Origin of the sequence: Nocardioides glacieisoli, assembly GCF_004137245.1 — a bacterium.
Taxonomy (GTDB): Bacteria; Actinomycetota; Actinomycetes; order Propionibacteriales; family Nocardioidaceae; genus Nocardioides; species Nocardioides glacieisoli.
Map to the genome: position 1 here is coordinate 53,776 of NZ_SDWS01000012.1, position 19,951 is coordinate 73,726.

The following is a 19,951-nucleotide window of genomic DNA, read 5'->3' on the forward strand; positions in this document are numbered from 1 at the left end:
CCGGCTGACCGGGGATCGCTGAACCTGTCAGCCCGTGCACGGCCTGACAGGTTCAGGGAGAGCCTGACCAGTCCGCCCCGAACAGATCCACTGGCCCGCGCGCTGCTCGGCTCAGATGGGCCGGTCGGCCCGGTTGCGCGGATCCATGATGTCAACGATCCGGCGGAGGTCGTCGAGGCTGGCGAACTCGACGGTGATCTTCCCCTTGGCCTTGCCGAGGTCGACCTTGACGCGAGTCTCGAGCCGGTCGGACAACCGGTCGGCCAGCTCGGCCAACCCAGGAGCAACGGGCTTGTTGCGCACCACCCGCGCCGGCTCGTCCGGCTCGACGCCGAGCGAGACGATCTCCTCCAGGCCGCGCACCGAGATGCCCTCGGCCGTGACGCGTGAGGCGAGCTTGTCCTGGAGGCCGGCGTCATCGACGGCGAGGAGGGCGCGAGCGTGGCCGGCGGACAGCACGCCGGCCGCGACGCGGCGCTGGACGGCGGGCGACAGCTTGAGGAGACGCAGCGTGTTGGAGATCTGGGGCCGGGACCGGCCGATGCGCTGGGCGAGCTCCTCGTGCGTGCACCCGAAGTCCTCGAGCAGCTGCCCGTAGGCCGCGGCCTCCTCGAGCGGGTTGAGCTGCGAGCGGTGGAGGTTCTCCAGCAGCGCGTCGCGCAGCATGTCGTTGTCGTCGGTCTCGCGGACGATCGCGGGGATCGTGTCGCGACCGGCCTCCTGGGAGGCCCGCCAGCGCCGCTCGCCCATGATCAGCTCGTACGCCTCGTCGCCGGTCCTGCGCACGACGACCGGCTGCAGCAGGCCGACCTCTCGGATGGAGTGCACCAGCTCGGCCAGCGCCCCCTCCTCGAAGACGTGGCGCGGCTGCCGAGCGTTCGGACGGACCTGGGTGATCGGGAGCTCGGCGAAGTACGCTCCGGCGACCATCTCGGGCGCTACCGGGTCGCTCCCGGGCGCGCTCGCCCCCGTGGACCCGTTGGTCGCCGATGCGACCTCGGTGCCGGCGATCGACGTCTCGGTGGACGCGGTCGGTGCGGGCTGGCTCGGCGCGGTCGGGATCAGCGAGCCGAGGCCTCGACCCAGTCCACGGCGGGGCGGATTGGCGGCGTTCATGCGGGGTCCTCGCGGCGTTGTTCGGGGGAGCGAAGCGGCGGAGAAGAACGTCGTGGGGTGCTCATGTGGTGGGGGCTCCCTTGCTGGCGATCTCGCGGGCGGCCTCGAGGTAGGACAGCGCGCCGGCCGACGCCGGATCGTAGGTCATCACCGTCTGTCCGTAGGACGGTGCCTCCGACACCCGCACCGAGCGCGGCACGGCCGTCTTGAGCACTTGGTCACCGAAGTGACTGCGCACCTCATCGGCAACGCCGGCCGCGAGCCTCGTGCGGGCGTCGTACATCGTGAGCAGGATCGTGGACACGACCAGCCGCGGGTTGAGGTGCTGGCGCACCATCTCGACGGTCTCGAGCAGCTGCCCGAGGCCCTCGAGCGCGTAGTACTCCGCCTGGATCGGGATGAACATCTCGCGTCCGGCCACGAGGGCGTTGAGCGTCAGGAGGCCGAGGGAGGGCGGGCAGTCCACGAGGACGTAGTCGAACCGGTCGTCCCCCACCTCGTCGGCCGTACCGACGAGGGGATGTGCGTTGATGGCGCGCGCCAACCGCTGCTCGCGCGCCACCACGCTCACGAGCTCGATCTCCGCGCCCGCGAGGTCGATGGTCGCCGGCACGACCCACAGGCCGGGAAGGTCGGCGCACTCGGTCATCACGTCAATGAGGGGCTGGCCCTCGACGAGCATGTCGTACGTCGACGGCACACCGCGGTGGTGGTCGACACCGAGCGCGGTAGAGGCATTGCCCTGCGGGTCGAGGTCGATCACGAGGACGCGCTGCCCCAGCTGGGACAGCCCGGCGGCGACGTTCACGGTCGATGTCGTCTTGCCGACCCCGCCCTTCTGGTTGGCGACCACGAGGACGCGCGTCGCGTCCGGTCGGGAAGCCCCCTGACGTCGGAGTCCGCCGGAACGAGCCAACACGCTGTGCTGGGCGGCCTGGGCGAGCGGCGTCCCCTGGTCGTGGAAGCTGTCGTGCTGATCGATGAAGTCGGCTGCGGTCCGCACCTGCCACGCCGGGCGTGTTTCACGTGAAACAGCCTCATGGGTGTCACGTGAAACCTCAGGGTCGGTTTCACGTGAAACATCCACGGGCTGTGGAGAAGAGGACTGGTCCTGTGGATAACCGCGCTCAGCAGCCTCCTCCGGACCGGTGGAAAACTTTTGCCCTGAGTCGTCGGCAGTGTGCCGACCGCCCCAGCGGTGATGGCTGTCTCCGCTCACGTCACTCTGCCTCTCGTCGTGCTCGGCGCCGCTTCTGACGTTGACGGCCGCGCTCAGGTCCACGGGCAAGGGGCCAACCTATCCGGCCCGGGTCGGCCCACGACACCCGGAGCACTGTCGTCTGTGGATCCACCACTCCTACACCCAGCTCCAGCACCTCAGGCTCGGCGCAGCGCCAAGTCGTCAGGGTGCCCCGGGCGGCGTCGATCTCGTCGTGGACCGAGCGACCCTTCATGGCGACCAGTGCACCCGTGGGGGCGACCAGGGGCATCGACCAGCCGAGGAGTCGCTCCAGGGGTGCCACCGCACGCGACGTCACCACGTCGAACGTGCGCTCACCATGGAGCTCGTCGGCCCGGGCGCGCACCACCTCCACGTGGTCCAGTCCCAGCTCGGAGACCACCTCGTCGAGGAACGTGGTCCGGCGCAGCAACGGCTCCACCAGGGTCATCCTGATGTCCGGTCGGGCGATCGCCACCACGATGCCGGGCAGACCAGCGCCCGTGCCGATGTCGCAGACGCGTGCACCGTGGGGGATGGCCTCACCCAGCACGCCGAGTTGAGCACGTGCCGATCCCACAGCCTGTCGGCCTCGCGAGGTCCGATCAGCCCACGCACCACGCCTTCGGTGGAAAGAAGGTTGGTGTAGCGGACCGCGAGGTCCACCCGGTCAGACGCGAACGCCCTCCGCGCCGCTTCGGGCACGGAGGGCGTTTCACGTGAAACGTCGTCGCTCACGCCGGAAGGATCACCACGTGGCGCTTCGGCTCCGCGCCCTCCGACTCGGATGACAGGCCGGCGGCCGCCACCGCGTCATGGACGACCTTGCGCTCGAACGCGCTCATCGGCTCCAGGGACAGGGCCTCGCCCTTCTCCTTCACCTCGGCGATCGACGTCTCGGCGAGCGCCACCAGGCGCGTGCGCTGCTCGGCTCGGTGGCCCCCGACATCGAGCATGAGCCGAGACCGCTCGCCGGTCTCGCGGTAGACGGCCAGGCGGGTCAGCTCCTGGAGAGCCTCGAGCACCTCACCGTTGCGACCGACCAGCTGCTGCAGGTCCGCGCCATCGATCTGGACGCTCGCCCGGTCGCCCTCGACATCCATGTCGAGGTCGCCGTCGAGGTCCGCAATGTCGAGCAGCTCCTCGAGGTAGTCGGCGGCGATGTCGCCCTCGGCCTCCAGCCGCTGGACCTTGGACGGTCGTCCGGCCTTGGTGTCCGCGTCGCTGGACTCCGTCTCCTCGACGACCGTCTCGGTGGTCTCGACGGTCTCGCCGTCGGTCATCTGCTCACTCACGTAGAACTCCTGCTTCACTCGGATGCGGTGCCGCGGACGGCAACGCCGAAATCGTGGGGTCAGCGCTTCTTCTTCTTGTTCTTGCTCGCCTGCGGCTTCACCGGGGGCTTGGCCGGCGTCTTCGCCTGGCGCTGGGCCTTCGTCTGCCGCTGAGGCTGCTGGCGCGGAGGCTGGGGCTTCTCCTCGACCACCGTCTCGGTCGCGATGACCTCGCCGGCCGGAAGCTTGCCCTTGGCCCGGTCGCGATCCTCCTTCGCCTTGGCGGCAGGAGTGCCCGGGGCGGGGTTGTTGCGGATGACGTAGAACTGCTGGCCCATGGTCCACAGGTTGGAGGTGGTCCAGTAGAAGAGCACGCCCACCGGGAACGCGATGCCACCGACAGCGAAGACGACGGGAAGGACGTAGAGCAGCATCTTCTGCTGCTGGGCGTACGGGCCGGACAGCGCGTCAGCCGGCATGTTCTTGCTCATCAGCTGGCGCTGCGTGAGGAAGGTGGTCGCGGTCATCGCGAGCACCAGCACCGCCGCCAGCACCCGCACCTCGATGCCGTCGGCGTTGAGGAACGTGTCGGAGATCTTGCCGCCGGCGAACACCGCGGAGCGGAGCTGCTCGTTGAGCTCCGGCGTCATCAGGCCACGCTTGGTCTCGGGGTTGCGAGCGGCCTGGTCGAGGATCCGGAAGAGCGCGAGGAAGATCGGCATCTGCAGGAGGATCGGCAGGCACGACGCGAACGGGTTGGTGCCCGAGTCCTTGTAGAGCGCCATCGTCTCCTGGGCGAGCTTCTCCCGGTCGTGGCCGTACTTCTTCTGCAGCTCACGCACCTTGGGCTGGATGAGCTGCATGTTGCGGCTGGACTTGATCTGCTTGACGAACAGCGGGATCAGCGCCGCGCGGACGACGAGGGTCAGCCCGATGATCGACAGCACCCATGCCAGCCCCGACGTCGGGCCGAAGATGTCGCCCAGGACGTTGTGGAACCCCACCAGCACGAACGAGATCGCGTAGTAGAGCGGCGTCATGATGGCGCTGCCGATGTCGCCGAAGAAGTCGAGCACTCATGCTCCTCGTGTTGCAGGGGTCTGGTCGGGACTGGGGGCGGCGGTCGTGCCGCGGGTGGGAACGGGGTCGTAGCCGCCGGCGGCCCACGGGTGGCAGCGGACGATGCGGCGCAGGGCGAGCCAGGTGCCACGCACGGCTCCGTGCTGCGTCACGGCCTCGAGGGCGTACGCCGAACAGGTGGGGTGGTAGCGGCAGACCTGGCCGTAGAGCGGGCTGATCGCGAAGCGCCAGGCACGGATGAACCCGATGAGGAGGTACTTCATGACGGGCTCACGCGCCCGAGCGTACGACCCAGGTCGTCGCCCAGCGCCGAGTACGACGCCTCGGCCGCGGCCGGCAGGGCCCGCACCACGAGAGCAGCACGACCCGGAAGCTCCTCCAGCGAGGGGAGGTGCTCCCGGGTCAGGTGTCGCAGTCGTCTCTTCACGCGGTTGCGTGTGGCGGCGTTGCCCACGGCCTTGCTGACGGTGAACCCCACGCGCACCGGACCATCGACGTCGGGGTCCACCCAGAGGTGGACCACCATCGTCGGCGAACCGGCTCGTCGCCCACTGCGGACTGCACGACGGAAGTCGTCACTGTCGGTGAGGCGATGAGCAGCGGGGAGCACGGCGGATGCCGTGGGCTCGGACCGTCAGACCGCCAGTTCCTTGCGGCCCTTGCGGCGCCGGCTCGACAGGATCGAGCGACCGGCGCGGGTCCGCATGCGCAGACGGAAGCCGTGCACCTTGTGACGGCGACGGTTGTTCGGCTGGTACGTACGCTTGCTCACGGCTATATCTCCGAAGGTTTCGAGGGATGTCCACTCCACTGCGAGGTCAGTGCGGGCAGAACTGCATGATTCGGCCGGCACCGCCCACCCACGCGGCCGCCTGGTGGCGGATCGTGGACATGCGGCACCCGTCGACATGGAGCGACCGGCCAACGGTACGCGGTGGCGGAAGAGGGGGTCAAACCCACGAGCCTCCCCCTCGGCCGCCCCTGTGGATGACGTCTTGCCGGGGACCGCACGGGGTTGTTACGTTCCGGGGGCCGCGATCTCCTCGAAACCGCGGTCCCACCAGGGATCACAGCCTACTGTGTCCCGGGTCACATGGCCTGCCACAGTGCTTCTGACCTGCACAAACGATGGCGGGACCACCGGTGTCAGCAGGTCGGGGCCTCCGATCGATCCGATCGGGACGGGCAGTTCACAGCTTGTGGACAACTCTGTGGACGCGGTCCGGCCAGGCTCGGTCCGAGCCCCAAGACAACGCACGACAAACGCACGACAACAGTGAAGAGCGAAGGCGGTCCGGGTGGACGACCAGCAGGTAGACCTCGGGACGGCATGGCAGCAGATCGTCGAGGACCTCCAGCCCAACCAGCGCGCCTGGCTGCGGCCCAGCGTGCCGGTCACGCTGCACGAGAACACCGCGATCATCGCCGTGCCCAACGACTTCACCCGCAACCAGCTCGAGGGTCGGCTGCGCAACCACATCGAGGACGCGCTCACCGAGGGCTTCGGTCGCGAGATCCGGATGCTCGTCACGGTGAACCCGGCCCTCGAGTCGGAGCAGCAGCCACAGATCGATGAATCGACAGATGGATCTGTCGCTTTGTCGACAAATGAGCCGTTCGTCGAGCCGGCGCCGCCCGCCGCCCGGGTGGAGAGCCACGAGCCGGTCAACACCGGCGAGCGTCGCTCCTCGGTCCTCGAGACGCGCCTCAACCCCAAGTACACGTTCGAGACGTTCGTCATCGGCTCGTCCAACCGGTTCCCCCACGCCGCCGCCGTCGCGGTCGCCGAGGCTCCGGGCAAGGCGTACAACCCGCTCCTGGTCTACGGCGACTCCGGTCTGGGCAAGACCCACCTGCTGCACGCGATCGGCCACTACGTCCGCAGCCTCTACAGCAACGCGAAGGTGCGCTACGTCTCGAGCGAGGAGTTCACCAACGAGTTCATCAACGCGATCCGCGACGACCGGCAGGACCGCTTCAAGCGGCGCTACCGCGACGTCGACGTCCTGCTGATCGACGACATCCAGTTCCTCGAGGGCAAGACCCAGACGCAGGAAGAGTTCTTCCACACCTTCAACACGCTCCACAACGCCAACAAGCAGATCGTGCTGACCTCCGACCGCGCGCCCAAGCGGCTCGAGGCGCTCGAGGACCGGCTGCGCAACCGGTTCGAATGGGGGCTCATCACCGACGTCCAGCCGCCCGACCTCGAGACCCGCATCGCGATCCTGCGCAAGAAGGCCGCGATGGACCGGCTCACCGCGCCGCCGGACGTGCTCGAGTTCATCGCCTCGAAGATCCAGACCAACATCCGCGAGCTCGAGGGTGCGCTGATCCGCGTCACGGCCTTCGCCAACCTCAACCGCCAGGAGGTCGACATGACCCTGGCCGAGATCGTGCTCAAGGACCTGATCCCCGAGGGCGGCGAGCCCGAGATCACGCACGCGCTGATCATCGCCCAGACCGCGGCCTACTTCGGCGTCTCCCTCGAGGACCTCACCGGCCCGTCCCGCGGCCGCCACCTGGTGATGGCGCGGCAGATCGGGATGTACCTCTGCCGCGAGCTGACCTCGATGTCGCTGCCCCAGATCGGGCGCGAGTTCGGCGGCCGCGACCACACGACGGTGATGTACGCCGACCGCAAGATCCGCCAGCTCCTCGCCGAGCGGCGAGCGGTCTTCAACCAGGTCAGCGAGCTCACCAACCGGGTGAAGATGCAGGCCCGTCAGTCCTGAGGCGGTCGTCGCACGCTCGCACCCTCGGACCGTGTGGAGAACATGTGCTTCGCACCGGCCCGTCGTCCCCAGCCCCTGTGGACGCCTCGGGACAACGCACAGGTCGCGCGGTCGTCTCCACACGACGACCCGGCGTCTCCCCGTGCCTCCACACCCTGTATGCACAGGTTGTCAGGTCGCTGACCTGCACGAACAAGGGTTGTCCACAGTTTCCACCGACCCTATGACCACTACGTACCTCAACACTGGTCCGATCTCCCGAAAACATCGAACAGGCCTTCCTCTGGGGAGAACGTGGGCGTGGTGTCGGGTGCGCGTGGCAGGATGCACTTCCCACGCGCCCGCGCGTGACATCGTGCTGCGCACCGCAGCCCCACAACTTGTCGTGAGCAGTCCTTGCTGAGGAGTCCCTTGTGAAGTTCCGCGTCGAACGCGACGTCTTCGCCGATGCCGTTGCCTGGGCTGCCCGCAGCCTGCCGGTCCGTCCCAGCTCCCCGGTCCTGGCCGGCCTGCTGATCGAGGCCAGCGATGCCGGCCTGATGCTCTCCACCTTCGACTACGAGACGTCGGCCCGAGCGACGCTCGCCGCCGAGGTCAACGACGAGGGCAGGGCGCTCGTCAGCGGTCGCCTCCTCGCCGACATCTGCCGCAGCCTCCCCGCCAAGCCGGTCGAGCTCACCCTCGAGGGCCCCCGCGTCTCGCTGACCTGCGGCTCGGCCCGCTTCAGCCTCCAGACGATGCCGGTCGACGACTACCCGACGCTGCCCGCGATGCCGTCCGCCACCGGCACGGTCTCCAGCGCCGACTTCGCGCACGCCGTGGCGCAGGCCGTCACCGCGGCGGGTCGCGACGACATGCTCCCGGTCCTCACCGGCGTACGCATCGAGATCGACGGCTCCACGATGGCGCTGCTCGCCACCGACCGGTTCCGCCTCTCGCACCGCGAGCTGACCTGGAACCCGCAGTCGCCCGACGAGTCGGTCGCCGCGCTGGTCCCGGCCAAGGTGCTCGGCGACACCGCCAAGTCGCTGACCTCCGGCGCCGAGGTCACCATCGCGCTCGCTGCGAGCGGTGCCGGCGAGGGCCTGATCGGCTTCGAGGGCACCGGTCTCGGCGGCGTACGCCGCACCACTACCCGTCTGCTCGACGGCGAGTTCCCCAAGGTCCGCTCGCTCTTCCCGGCCGAGCACCTCACGATCGCCAAGGTCAACAAGGCCGAGCTGATCGAGACGGTCAAGCGCGTCGCCCTCGTCGCCGAGCGCAACACGGCCGTGCAGATGAAGTTCGGCGATCACCAGATCGTGCTCGACGCCGGCTCCGGCGACGAGGCGATGGCGACCGAGGCCGTCGACGCGGAGATCAGCGGCGACGACCTCACGACCGGCTTCAACCCGCAGTTCCTCCTCGACGGCCTCACCGCCATCGACGGCGAGTTCGTCGACCTCGCCTTCACCCAGGCGACCAAGCCGGTCGTCATCTCGGGCACCGACGCCGACGACAGCCAGAGCTTCCGCTACCTGCTGATGCCGCGCCGCCTGCTGAGCTGACCCTCGCCGCCCTCGGGTCTCACGACTAGGCTCCGCAGCATGGACATCGGACTCGTCGGGCTGGGCAAGATGGGCGGCAACATGCGCGAGCGCATGCGTCGCGCTGGGGTCACCGTGGTCGGCTTCGACCGCAACCCTGACGTCAGTGACGTCGACTCGCTCGAGGCGCTGGTCGAGGCACTGCCGAGTCCCAAGGTGGTGTGGGTGATGGTGCCCGCGGGCGACCCGACGCGTGCCACCGTCAAGGAGCTCGGCGGCCTGCTCAGCGAGGGCGACGTCGTGGTCGACGGCGGCAACTCGCGCTGGACCGACGACATCGCCAACGCCGAGCTGCTCGCCGAGAAGGGCATCGGCTACGTCGACTGCGGTGTCTCCGGCGGCGTCTGGGGACTCGAGAACGGCTATGCCCTGATGTACGGCGGCGAGGCCGACGACATCGCCAAGGTCCAGGACGCCTTCGACGCGCTCAAGCCGGAGGGCGAGTTCGGATCGGTGCACGCCGGGAAGGTCGGTGCCGGCCACTTCTCCAAGATGGTCCACAACGGCATCGAGTACGCGATCATGCAGGCGTACGCCGAGGGCTGGGAGCTGCTCGACAAGGCCGAGCTCACCGACAACGTCACCGAGGTCTTCCGCTCGTGGCGTGAGGGCACGGTCATCCGGTCCTGGCTGCTCGACCTCATGGTCAACGCGCTCGACGAGGACCCCGGCCTCAGCAAGGTCGCCGGCTATGCCGCGGACTCCGGCGAGGGGCGATGGACCGTGGAGGCCGGCATCGAGCACGGTGTCGCGACCCCGGCGATCACCGCCGCGCTCTACGCCCGCTTCGTCTCCCAGCAGGACGACTCCCCGACGATGAAGGCCGTCGCCGCGATGCGCAACCAGTTCGGCGGCCACGCCGTGCGGTCGTCCGCCCCCAAGGGCGGCGACGCGGAGGGCGAGTCGGGGGCCGAGCAGTCCGAGACCGCGAAGCAGGCCGGCGCCGGCGAGGCCCACGAGGCCGGGGAGAGCTAGACCTCCCTTGCACGTCGCGCACCTGACCCTGCACAACTTCCGCTCCTACGCCGACGTCGACGTCGCACTGGAGCCGGGGGCGACGGCGTTCATCGGCCGTAACGGCCAGGGCAAGACCAACCTCGTCGAGGCGATCGACTACCTCTCCCGGCTCTCCTCGCACCGCGTCGCCACCGACGCCCCGCTGGTCAAGGCGGGCGCCGACCAGGCGATCGTCCGTGCGTCGGTCGTGAAGGACGGGCGGACGGCGCTGCTCGAGGTCGAGCTCAACCCCGGTCGCGCCAACCGCGCTCGGATCAACCGCTCTCCCCTCCCGCGGCCCCGAGAGATCGTCGGCCTGGTCCGCACGGTCGTCTTCGCGCCCGACGACCTGACGCTCGTCAAGGGCGACCCGTCCGACCGACGCAAGCTGCTCGACGACCTGCTGGTGCTGCGTACGCCACGCCTGGCCGGGGTGCGCTCGGACTACGACCGGATCCTCAAGCAGCGCAACAGCCTCCTCAAGACCGCTGGCATCGCCCGCGGGTCCTCGCGCGACGCGGCGATGTCGACGCTCGAGATCTGGGACGACAACCTGGCTCGCGTCGGCGCCGAGATCCTGGGCGCCCGCCTCCAGCTCGTCGACGACCTGAGGCCCTACCTGGGCAAGGCCTACGAGGCGGTCGCCCGCGGCGCGAGCCGCGACGACGCGGACCTCGAGTACAGGGCGAGCATCGACGTCCCCCCGGACGGCGACCTCCAGCAGGCGCTCCTCGACGCGATCGCCGCGAAGCGCAAGGACGAGCTCGACCGCGGCATCTCGCTGGTCGGCCCCCATCGCGACGAGCTGCTGCTCACCCTCGGCACCGGTTCGGGCCCCGACGACCTGCGGCTGCCGGTCAAGGGCTACGCGTCCCACGGGGAGTCGTGGTCGTTCGCGCTCGCCCTCCGGCTGGCGTCGTACGACCTGCTGCGCGCCGACGGCGACGACCCGATCCTCGTGCTGGACGACGTCTTCGCCGAGCTCGACACCGAGCGGCGCAGCCAGCTCGCCGGTCTCGTGGCCGGCGCCGAGCAGGTGCTGGTCACCGCGGCGGTGGCAGCCGACGTGCCGGAATCGCTGCAGGGCGTGCGCTTCCTCGTCGCCGACGGGCAGGTGACCCGTGACGAGTGACGACGCCGGACGTCACGAGCCGGGACGTCATGAGAATGGCCGGTCCGAACCGGAGATTCCCATGACGTCCGGGTCGGAGGGCGCCGCCGAGCACCAGCCCGACGGCCTCGACCTGGCGAAGGCGGCCGCCCGTGCCGCTGCGGCCAGTGCCGGCACGCCGGCGCGGAAGAAGCCCGGTCCTCGTCGGCGTACGTTCACGAAGTCGTCCGGTGCGCGGCCCGACGACCGCGACCCCCAGCTCCTCGACGACGCGATGGGCCGACTGATCGCCCATCACGGCTGGGAGGTCGACCTCAAGGTCCAGGGCGTGTTCGGTCGCTGGGCCGAGCTTGTCGGCCAGGAGGTCGCCGACCACTGCACGCCCGAGGCGTTCGACGAGGGCCGGCTCGTGGTGCGCACCGACTCGACCGCCTGGGCCACGCAGCTCAAGCTGCTCGCACCCAGCGTCGTACGCCGCCTCAACGAGGACCTCGGGCACGGCACCGTCATCGTGATCGAGGTGCTCGGCCCCCACCTGCCGACGTGGAAGAAGGGGCGGCTCTCGAGCCGCGACGGGCGGGGCCCGCGCGACACCTACGGGTGAGCGAGCAAGCCGGCGCCGAGAGGTCGGATCTGCCGATCTGCGGGCCTCTCGCCGGTAGGGGGACCCACCGACCCCCCTGTTCGGCCCTCTGAACCGGTCTCATGTGGCCCCTGAGGGCCACTTTTTCCCCCGATCCACCCCATCTCCGGGGCGGGTGCTTCGGTCTGAGGGCCGTGACAGGTAGTATGGCAAATCGAGTCGCACGCTTGGTTGCTCCGGCAACAGCCGCGACTCGACTCATGTCGAACGCCCCTCGAGGGCGACGGGAAGAAGGCTGCGCCTTGAGCGAAGAGAACGTCGAGAACACCACCCCGACCACCGATTCAGCTCCCGATCCCGCCCCCGTCGACAACCCCTCGGAAGCAGAGCGCGCCGAGGCGCTCGCCGAGTCGGTCCAGGAGGCGGTCGAGGAGGCCGGCGAGAAGCGGTCCTCGTCCGCCGTCGACAAGGACTTCGAGTACGACGCCTCCGCGATCACCGTCCTCGAGGGTCTCGAGGCGGTCCGCAAGCGGCCCGGCATGTACATCGGCTCCACCGGCGAGCGCGGCCTGCACCACCTCATCTGGGAGATCGTGGACAACGGCGTCGACGAGGCGCTGGCCGGCTACGCCACCAGGATCGTGCTGACGCTGCAGGCCGACGGCGGCGTGCGCGTCGAGGACAACGGACGCGGCATCCCCACCGACACCGCCCCCGGCCAGGACATGCCGGCGCTCACCATGGCGCTGACGATGCTGCACGCCGGCGGCAAGTTCGGCGGCGGCGGCTACAAGGTGTCCGGCGGCCTCCACGGCGTCGGCGTCTCGGTGGTCAACGCGCTCTCCACCCACCTGATCGCCGAGGTCCGCAACCGCGGCCACCTGTGGCGCCAGTCCTTCCAGCTCGGCGTGCCCGACGCCGACCTCGCGCAGGTGCGCGAGATGGAGCCCGGCGAGGGCACGGGCACCACCGTGACGTGGTACGCCTCCGAGGACATCTTCGAGTCCACCACCTACAACCTCGAGACCATCACCTCGCGCCTGCGCGAGATGGCGTTCCTCAACAAGGGCGTCGAGTTCGTCATCCGCGACGAGCGGGCCGACGCCGAGTCGCGCGTCGACGCGGTCGAGGACGAGACCATCGACAACTCGATCGACAACGCCGGCCACGACGCGATCAAGCGCGCCGAGGGCGGCGGCCTGGAGCAGGTGTTCAAGTACGACCGCGGCCTCGTCGACTACGTCGAGCACCTCAACCGCCGCAAGGCGCCGGCCAACATCAGCGTCATCGCCTTCGAGGCCGAGACGGCTGCGAGCGCGACCGGCCAGCACATGAGCCTCGAGGTCGCGATGCAGTGGAACACCTCCTACACCGAGTCGGTCCACACCTTCGCCAACAACATCAACACCCACGAGGGCGGCACCCACGAGGAGGGCTTCCGCGCGTCGCTCACCTCGCTGGTCAACCACTGGGGCGAGGAGTGGGGGCTGATCAAGAAGAAGGAGGACAGGGTCTCGGGTGACGACATCCGCGAGGGCCTGACCGCGATCGTCTCGATCAAGCTCGGCGAGCCGCAGTTCGAGGGACAGACCAAGACCAAGCTCGGCAACACCGAGGCCAAGGGCTTCACCCAGCGGATCATGAACGACCAGCTCGGCGCCTGGCTCGAGGAGAACCCGGCCGAGGGCAAGGAGATCGTCCGCAAGTCGCAGGCCGCGGCCAACGCGCGCATCGCCGCGCGCAAGGCGCGCGAGCTCGCTCGCGGTCGCAAGGGCCTCCTCGGCGGCGGCGGCCTCCCCGGCAAGCTGAGCGACTGCCAGTCGACCAACCCGGCCGAGTGCGAGGTCTTCATCGTCGAGGGCGACTCGGCCGGTGGCTCGGCTCGCCAGGGCCGCGACCCGCGCATCCAGGCGATCCTCCCGATCCGCGGCAAGATCCTCAACGTCGAGAAGGCCCGCATCGACAAGGTGCTCGCCAACAGCGAGGTCCAGGCGATCATCTCGGCGCTCGGCACCGGCATCCACGAGGAGTTCAACCTGGAGAAGCTGCGCTACCACAAGGTCGTGATGATGGCCGACGCCGACGTCGACGGCCACCACATCAACACCCTGCTGCTGACGCTGCTCTTCCGCTTCATGAAGCCGCTGATCGAGCACGGCTACGTCTACATGGCGCAGCCCCCGCTCTACCGCCTGCGCTGGAACAAGCCGGCCGAGCACGAGTTCGTCTACTCCGACGCCGAGCGCGACGCGCTCCAGGCCGACGGTCTCGCCCAGGGCAAGAAGCTGCCCAAGGAGAACCCGGTCCAGCGCTACAAGGGTCTCGGCGAGATGAACGCCGACGAGCTGTGGGAGACCACGATGGACCCCGACGCCCGCCTGATGAAGCAGGTGACGCTCGAGGACGCCGCCCAGGCCGACGAGATCTTCTCGATCCTCATGGGCGAGGACGTCGAGCAGCGCCGCTCCTTCATCCAGCGCAACGCCAAGGACGTCCGTTTCCTCGATATCTAGGTCGCTAGTCGCATCTACGAGCAGCCCTAGACATCGATAGAACGCAGGAGAGAACCAGAGATGACTGAGACCCCCACCGGCACCGGCGGCGCGGGCGGCTTCGGATTCGGCGACGACCGCATCCAGCCGATCGAGCTGCAGACGCTCATGCAGCAGAGCTACATCGACTACGCGATGACCGTCATCGTCGGGCGCGCGCTGCCCGACGTACGCGACGGGCTCAAGCCGGTGCACCGCCGCATCCTCTACGCGATGTACGACGGCGGCTACCGCCCCGACCGCGGCTTCAGCAAGTGCTCGCGCGTCGTCGGTGACGTGATGGGTCAGTACCACCCCCACGGCGACACCGCGATCTACGACACCATGGTGCGCCTCGCCCAGCCGTGGGTGCTGCGCTACCCGCTGATCAACGGCCAGGGCAACTTCGGGTCGCCGGGCAACGACTCCGCCGCCGCCATGCGCTACACGGAGTGCCGGATGGCGCCCCTGGCGATGGAGATGGTGCGTGACATCGACGAGGACACCGTCGACTTCCGCCCCAACTACGACGGTCGCTCGCAGGAGCCGACCATCCTGCCCTCGCGCTTCCCCAACCTGCTCGTCAACGGCTCGGCCGGCATCGCGGTCGGCATGGCCACCAACATCCCGCCGCACAACCTCCTCGAGGTCGCGGACGGCGCGACCTGGGCGCTCGAGCACCCCGACGCCACCCGCGAGGAGCTGCAGGACGCGCTCCTCGAGCGGATCAAGGGCCCCGACTTCCCCAACGGCGCGCTCATCGTCGGCCGGCAGGGCATCGAGCAGGCCTACCGCACCGGCCGCGGCTCGATCACCCAGCGCGCGGTCGTCGAGATCGACGAGGACGCCAAGGGCCGGGTCATGCTGGTCATCAGCGAGCTCCCCTACATGGTCAACCCCGACAACCTCGCGCTGAAGATCGCCGAGCTCGCCGACACCGGCCGGATCCAGGGCATTGCCGACGTCCGCGACGACACCAGCTCGCGCACCGGTCAGCGCCTGGTCATCATCCTCAAGCGCGACGCGGTCGCCCGGGTCGTGCTCAACAACCTGTTCAAGCACACCGAGCTGCAGAGCAACTTCTCCGCCAACATGCTGGCGCTCGTCGACGGGGTGCCGCGCACCCTGCCGATCGACCAGTTCATCTCCAACTGGGTCACCCACCAGATCGAGGTCATCCAGCGGCGGACGCGCTTCCGCCTCGCCGAGGCCGAGCGCCAGGCCCACATCTACCGCGGCCTCGCCAAGGCGCTCGACGCGCTCGACGAGGTCATCGCGCTGATCCGCCGCAGCCCCGACGTCGAGGAGGCCCGCAGCGGCCTCATGCAGCTGCTCGAGATCGACGAGGTCCAGGCCAACGCGATCCTCGAGATGCAGCTGCGCCGACTGGCCGCCCTCGAGCGCCAGAAGATCATGGACCGCCTCGCCGAGCTCGAGATCGTGATCGCCGACCTCGAGGACATCCTCGCCAACGAGCCCCGCCAGCGGCAGATCGTCTCCGACGAGCTCAAGGAGATCACCGACAAGCACGGCAACGAGCGGCGTACGCAGATCATCGCCGCCGACGGCGACCTCTCGATGGAGGACCTGATCCCGGACGAGGAGCTCGTCGTCTCCATCACCCGGGGCGGGTACGCCAAGCGCACCCGGGCCGACCAGTACCGGCTCCAGAAGCGTGGCGGCAAGGGCGTGCGCGGTGCGACGCTGCGCGGCGACGACGTCGTGCAGCACTTCATCGCGACCACCAACCACCACTGGCTGCTGTTCTTCACGACTGCCGGGCGGGTCTACCGCACCAAGGCCTACAACCTGCCCGAGGCGGCGCGCGACGCGAAGGGCGGCCACGTCGCCGGCCTGCTGAGCTTCCAGCCCGACGAGGACATCGCGCAGGTCCTGGCGATCCGCGACTACGAGCAGGCCCCCTACCTCGTGCTCGCCACCCGCACGGGCCTGGTCAAGAAGACCAAGCTCGGCGACTACAACAGCCCGCGCCAGGCCGGCGTCATCGCGATCAACTTCCGCGAGGACGACGACGAGCTGATCGGCGCCGAGCTGGTCGACGGTGACGACGACATCCTGCTGGTGTCCCGCAAGGGACAGTCGATCCGGTTCAAGGCCGACGACGACCAGCTCCGCCCGATGGGTCGCGCCACCGGCGGTGTGCGCGGCATGAAGTTCCGCGACGGCGACTCGCTGCTGTCGATGTCGGTCATCCGCGCCGAGCAGGTCGCGGCCGAGGAGGCCGTCGAGGGCGACGCGTCGGAGTCCGAGGACGTCAAGGAGCAGTACGTCTTCACGATCACCGACGGCGGTTTCGCCAAGCGCAGCCGGATCAGCGACTACCGCCTCCAGTCCCGCGGCGGCATCGGCATCAAGGCGATGTCGCTGTCCAACGAGGACCGCGGCGGCCTGGTCGGCGCGTTCATCGTCGAGGAGGAGGACGAGGTCCTCTCGATCACCAGCAGCGGCCAGGTCGTCCGCAGCCCCATCGACGCCAACTTCCGACCCACCGGCCGCTCGACGATGGGCGTGAAGTTCGTGACGCCCAAGAAGGGCGACACCGTCGCCGTGGTTGCGCGCTCGGTCGAGGCGAAGGTCGTCGAGGAGGCCGACGAGGCGAGCGCGGCAGCAGCCGCGGACGTCGAGGCGGGCGCCCGCGAGGCCGCAGCCGAATCGCCTGACGTGGCCGACGATGCAACAATCGATGGTCAGGATGCAGCGGATGCTCCTGTCGACAGCCCCGACGACACGACCGAGGAGTGATCCATGTCGGACCGCACCGCGCCCCCCAGTCGTGACGCAGCCCGTCCCACCGCCGGCAAGGAGCCTGCCCGCAGGTCCCTGACCGAGCGGCTGCAGGACACCATGTCCAACGCCGCGCAGGAGCACCGCGCCAACGCCGACACCGGCAACGCGCGCGGTCGCCGGGCCTCACGCGCGTCGGGACGCCAGCCCCGCCGGGCGCGCCTGCGGCTGACGCGGATCGACCCGTGGTCGGTCATGAAGACGTCGTTCCTGCTGTCGGTCGCCTTCGGTGTCGTGACGTTCGTGGCGATCTTCATGGTGTGGTCGGTGCTCGGCGCCGCCGGCGTGTGGGACTCGATCAACTCGGCCGTCGCCAGCATCGTCGAGGGCGACAGCGGCAACTCGACGTTCGACGTCACCGACTACGTCGGCATGTCGCGGGTGCTCGGCTTCACGCTCCTCGTCTCGGTGCTCGACGTCGTCCTGCTGACGGCCATCGCCACCCTGACGGCGTTCCTCTACAACCTCGCCGCCGCCCTCCTCGGGGGCATCGAGGTCACGCTGGCCGAGGACGAGAAGTGATCGCCACCTCGATTCGCACCGCCTGACCACGGTCAGGTAATCTTCGGCGTCGTCGCACGGCGGCACTGCGGGCCTATAGCTCAGACGGTTAGAGCGCTTCCCTGATAAGGAAGAGGTCGGAGGTTCAAGTCCTCCTAGGCCCACTCGATCCCACTTCTCACGGAGGAGAACCGCATGAAGAAGCTCCTGCTGGTCATCCTCGCCGCAGCGGCCGGAGTTGTTGCGAAGAAGAAGATGGACGAGGGCAAGAACGAGCAGGCCCTCTGGGCCGAGGCCACGGACACCGTCCACAAGGCCTGACGCTCGTCCCTCAGCTTCGACCAGGGGCCTTGGCGCAATTGGTAGCGCACCTGCTTTGCAAGCAGGGGGTTAGGGGTTCGAGTCCCCTAGGCTCCACCACGTGAATCCGTGCCGTGTCCTCGTCCTCGGCGCGACGGCCTCGGGGGTCACCACCCTCGGCAGGGCGCTTGCGGCCCGGTGGTCGGTCCCGCACGCCGACACCGACGACTACTTCTGGGAGCCGACCGAGCCGCCCTACACCGTGAAGCGGGCCGAGGATCGCCGGATCCAGCTCATGCAGGAGGTGTTCCTGCCCCGCCGCGCCTGGGTGCTGACCGGTTCGGTCATGGGGTGGGGCGAGCCGCTGCTCGACCACGTCGACGTGCTGGTCTTCTGCAGCCTCGACCCGGACGTACGCCTCGAGCGCCTGCGCGCACGGGAGGCGGTGCGCTACGGCGACCGGATCCGTCCCGGGGGAGACCTGGCCACCACCCACGAGGAGTTCGTGACGTGGGCGGCCGGCTACGAGATCCCCGACTTCCCCGGCCGGAGCCGGACGCTGCACGAGGCGTGGATGACGAGGTTCAGCGGGCCGGTGGTGCGGGTGGACACGGCCCGGCCCGTCGACGAGCTGGTCGCGGAGCTGGCGGGTCCCTAGGAGCGGGCCCAGGCCGACAGGACCTCGGTCCCCTCCGAGCCCAGCGGCACCCGGACGAGGGTGTCGGTCGCACCCGGCCAGTGGATCCCCATCCGGCGCCACAGCTCGGTGACGACCCATCCGTCGACCAGGGCGTGCGTGTCGTCCTGGTGCGCCTTCGGCGGGGGGAGCAGGCGTGAGCGCGCGCGACGCACGGAGACCTGCTGGAAGTACGGCGCGATCTCGGCGCGGTTCACGCCGACCGACCTGGCCACCACGTCCGGGTCGCCGATCCACGAGTCGTCGTACTCCCCGGGGCCGAAGTAGCCCGGGAGGTTCACGTGGCGGTCGAGCTCCGTCCCGCGGTCGACGAGGTGGTGCGTCCACAGGACGTCCTCGTAGATCATGATCGCCGAGGCGAGCGTGCCGAGCCGTTGGGTCATCTCGACGGCCAGCGCGTCCGGCGGCACGACGTAGTGCGGGCGCAGGTAGACCCAGCCACCCCTGGACGGCGCGACCAGCACGTCGTCGCTGCCGGGCTGCGACGTCGAGGGGTCGAACTCGTAGTGCACCTCGACCGGATGGCCGAGGCTCCGCATGAACGACTGGAACACGTCCGCGACCTCGTCGGCGTCCGTGCTGCGGAGCGCGACCGCGCTCTCCATCACCCCCATGCGGGGCATTCTGGCGTGTGCGCCACCGATGCGGGAAGTTTTACGGGCGGCTGGGACAATGGGGGCCGTGACCGCCCCGCGCCGACCCGGCCTGCTGACCGACCTCGGTGCGGCTGCCCTCGCGCTCGTGCTGGTCGGGATCGCCGGGTGGCTCGGCCTGTGGCAGTACGACGCGTGGCAGGCCCAGCGCACCGCCGAGGCGCGTGACCTCACCGACGTCGCTCCGGTGCCGCTGACCGACGTGATGGGCAGCAACGACCCGTTCCCGGGCCAGGACGTGGGCCGTCCGGTCGAGCTGTCGGGGGAGTGGATCGACGGCGGCTTCTGGGTCCGCGACCGCACGCTCGGCGACCGCGACGGCTTCTGGGCGGTGGCTCCCCTGCAGGTCGACGAGGCCGCCGTGCTCGTCGTACGCGGCTGGGCCGAGGAGCCCGACCCCACCCTGCTCGCAGCGACCGGCACGGCGGACGTCACCGGGTGGCTTCAGGCCCCCGAGGGCAGCCTGGTCACCGACGACGACGCGAACGACGACGTGTTCCCCGAGATCCGGGTGGCCGACGCCGTCCAGCGCGTCGACGTCGACCTCTACTCGGCGTACGCCGTCAGCCAGACGCCGGAGGACGGGTTGGAGGCCGCCGAGCTCGAGGCCCTGCCGAACCCGAGCCGCTTCACCGGGATCCGCAACCTGCTCTACGCCGTCGAGTGGTGGGTCTTCGGGGCCTTCGCGGCGTTCATCTGGTGGCGCTGGCGCCAGGACGCGACCGCTCCCGTGCCGCTCGCGGTCGACGGATAGGTCCGGCCCG

19 protein-coding genes, 2 tRNA genes and 1 pseudogene are annotated in these 19,951 nt (G+C 69.5%); 13 read left to right on the forward strand and 9 right to left on the reverse strand.

All coding sequences use genetic code 11. The features are described 5' to 3' along the window. Nucleotides 1-111: 111 nt before the first annotated feature. From EUA06_RS20230 to rpmH, 8 genes are all read right to left on the reverse strand, one after another. The gene (locus EUA06_RS20230) at nt 112-1,116 is read right to left on the reverse strand and encodes a ParB/RepB/Spo0J family partition protein (protein WP_129479159.1); all 1,005 of its coding nucleotides are present in this window, start codon (nt 1,114-1,116) and stop codon (nt 112-114) included. A gap of 61 nt (nt 1,117-1,177) precedes the next feature. After that, entirely contained in the window at nt 1,178-2,119 is a 942-nt protein-coding gene (locus EUA06_RS20235) for a ParA family protein (RefSeq protein ID WP_277985687.1), read from the reverse strand. A 217-nt stretch (nt 2,120-2,336) separates the two neighbouring features. Then, complete coding sequence (rsmG, locus tag EUA06_RS20240; protein ID WP_242498275.1) at nt 2,337-2,888, reverse strand: 16S rRNA (guanine(527)-N(7))-methyltransferase RsmG; 552 nt, start codon at nt 2,886-2,888, stop codon at nt 2,337-2,339. 181 nt (nt 2,889-3,069) lie between these two features. Further along, nucleotides 3,070-3,618 (reverse strand): Jag family protein, encoded by a 549-nt coding sequence (locus EUA06_RS20245; RefSeq protein WP_129479232.1) that lies wholly within the window; start codon nt 3,616-3,618, stop codon nt 3,070-3,072. 71 nt (nt 3,619-3,689) lie between these two features. Next, nucleotides 3,690-4,685 (reverse strand): membrane protein insertase YidC, encoded by a 996-nt coding sequence (gene yidC, locus EUA06_RS20250; RefSeq protein ID WP_242498276.1) that lies wholly within the window; start codon nt 4,683-4,685, stop codon nt 3,690-3,692. After that, nucleotides 4,686-4,952: a membrane protein insertion efficiency factor YidD gene (gene yidD, locus EUA06_RS20255; protein WP_129479161.1), complete on the reverse strand. Its 267-nt coding sequence runs from the start codon at nt 4,950-4,952 to the stop codon at nt 4,686-4,688. Beyond that, the gene (gene rnpA / locus EUA06_RS20260; RefSeq protein WP_129479163.1) at nt 4,949-5,299 is read right to left on the reverse strand and encodes a ribonuclease P protein component; all 351 of its coding nucleotides are present in this window, start codon (nt 5,297-5,299) and stop codon (nt 4,949-4,951) included. The genes yidD and rnpA overlap by 4 nt, the downstream gene beginning before the upstream one ends. Before the next feature lie 24 nt (nt 5,300-5,323). Continuing rightward, nucleotides 5,324-5,461 carry a 50S ribosomal protein L34 gene (gene rpmH / locus EUA06_RS20265; RefSeq protein WP_091199530.1) on the reverse strand — a complete coding sequence of 46 codons (138 nt, stop codon included), beginning with the start codon at nt 5,459-5,461 and terminating at the stop codon, nt 5,324-5,326. 526 nt (nt 5,462-5,987) lie between these two features. On the opposite strand from rpmH, the gene dnaA reads away from it, so the two are divergent. The 12 genes and pseudogenes from dnaA (at nt 5,988) to EUA06_RS20320 (ending at nt 18,495) form a co-directional block, all read left to right on the forward strand. Beyond that, a complete protein-coding gene (gene dnaA / locus EUA06_RS20270; protein ID WP_129479165.1) occupies nt 5,988-7,424 on the forward strand; it encodes a chromosomal replication initiator protein DnaA in 1,437 nt (478 codons plus the stop codon). Between the two features lie 413 nt (nt 7,425-7,837). Next, on the forward strand, nt 7,838-8,971 hold the full coding sequence (dnaN, locus tag EUA06_RS20275) for a DNA polymerase III subunit beta (RefSeq protein WP_129479167.1): 1,134 nt from the start codon (nt 7,838-7,840) through the stop codon (nt 8,969-8,971). Between the two features lie 33 nt (nt 8,972-9,004). Further along, a pseudogene (gnd, locus tag EUA06_RS20280) lies at nt 9,005-9,985 on the forward strand (phosphogluconate dehydrogenase (NAD(+)-dependent, decarboxylating)); the annotation flags it as partial. A gap of 7 nt (nt 9,986-9,992) precedes the next feature. Next, the gene (gene recF, locus EUA06_RS20285) at nt 9,993-11,138 is read left to right on the forward strand and encodes a DNA replication/repair protein RecF (protein ID WP_129479171.1); all 1,146 of its coding nucleotides are present in this window, start codon (nt 9,993-9,995) and stop codon (nt 11,136-11,138) included. Nucleotides 11,139-11,199: 61 nt separating this feature from the next. Further along, nucleotides 11,200-11,721, forward strand: a complete 522-nt coding sequence (locus EUA06_RS20290) for a DciA family protein (RefSeq protein ID WP_129479173.1) — start codon at nt 11,200-11,202, stop codon at nt 11,719-11,721. A gap of 281 nt (nt 11,722-12,002) precedes the next feature. After that, the gene (gyrB, locus tag EUA06_RS20295) at nt 12,003-14,213 is read left to right on the forward strand and encodes a DNA topoisomerase (ATP-hydrolyzing) subunit B (protein ID WP_129479175.1); all 2,211 of its coding nucleotides are present in this window, start codon (nt 12,003-12,005) and stop codon (nt 14,211-14,213) included. Between the two features lie 60 nt (nt 14,214-14,273). After that, on the forward strand, nt 14,274-16,994 hold the full coding sequence (gyrA, locus tag EUA06_RS20300; protein WP_129479177.1) for a DNA gyrase subunit A: 2,721 nt from the start codon (nt 14,274-14,276) through the stop codon (nt 16,992-16,994). 3 nt (nt 16,995-16,997) lie between these two features. Further along, complete coding sequence (locus EUA06_RS20305) at nt 16,998-17,558, forward strand: DUF3566 domain-containing protein (protein WP_129479179.1); 561 nt, start codon at nt 16,998-17,000, stop codon at nt 17,556-17,558. Between the two features lie 69 nt (nt 17,559-17,627). Then, nucleotides 17,628-17,701: transfer RNA gene (locus EUA06_RS20310), tRNA-Ile, on the forward strand. 31 nt (nt 17,702-17,732) lie between these two features. Continuing rightward, nucleotides 17,733-17,858 carry a DLW-39 family protein gene (locus EUA06_RS23150; protein WP_242498277.1) on the forward strand — a complete coding sequence of 42 codons (126 nt, stop codon included), beginning with the start codon at nt 17,733-17,735 and terminating at the stop codon, nt 17,856-17,858. Between the two features lie 23 nt (nt 17,859-17,881). Next, nucleotides 17,882-17,957 (forward strand) — tRNA-Ala (locus EUA06_RS20315). 1 nt (nt 17,958) lies between these two features. After that, nucleotides 17,959-18,495, forward strand: coding sequence for a P-loop NTPase family protein (locus tag EUA06_RS20320; RefSeq protein ID WP_129479181.1), 537 nt, complete (start codon nt 17,959-17,961; stop codon nt 18,493-18,495). On the opposite strand, the gene EUA06_RS20325 is transcribed toward EUA06_RS20320, so the two are convergent. Next, nucleotides 18,492-19,148 carry a hypothetical protein gene (locus EUA06_RS20325; protein ID WP_165354471.1) on the reverse strand — a complete coding sequence of 219 codons (657 nt, stop codon included), beginning with the start codon at nt 19,146-19,148 and terminating at the stop codon, nt 18,492-18,494. The two genes, EUA06_RS20320 and EUA06_RS20325, sit on opposite strands and share 4 nt — an antisense overlap. A gap of 67 nt (nt 19,149-19,215) precedes the next feature. Here EUA06_RS20325 and EUA06_RS20330 point away from each other — a divergent pair, with 67 nt between their 5' ends. Next, entirely contained in the window at nt 19,216-19,941 is a 726-nt protein-coding gene (locus EUA06_RS20330; protein ID WP_165354472.1) for an SURF1 family protein, read from the forward strand. The last annotated feature ends 10 nt before the right edge of the window (nt 19,942-19,951 follow it).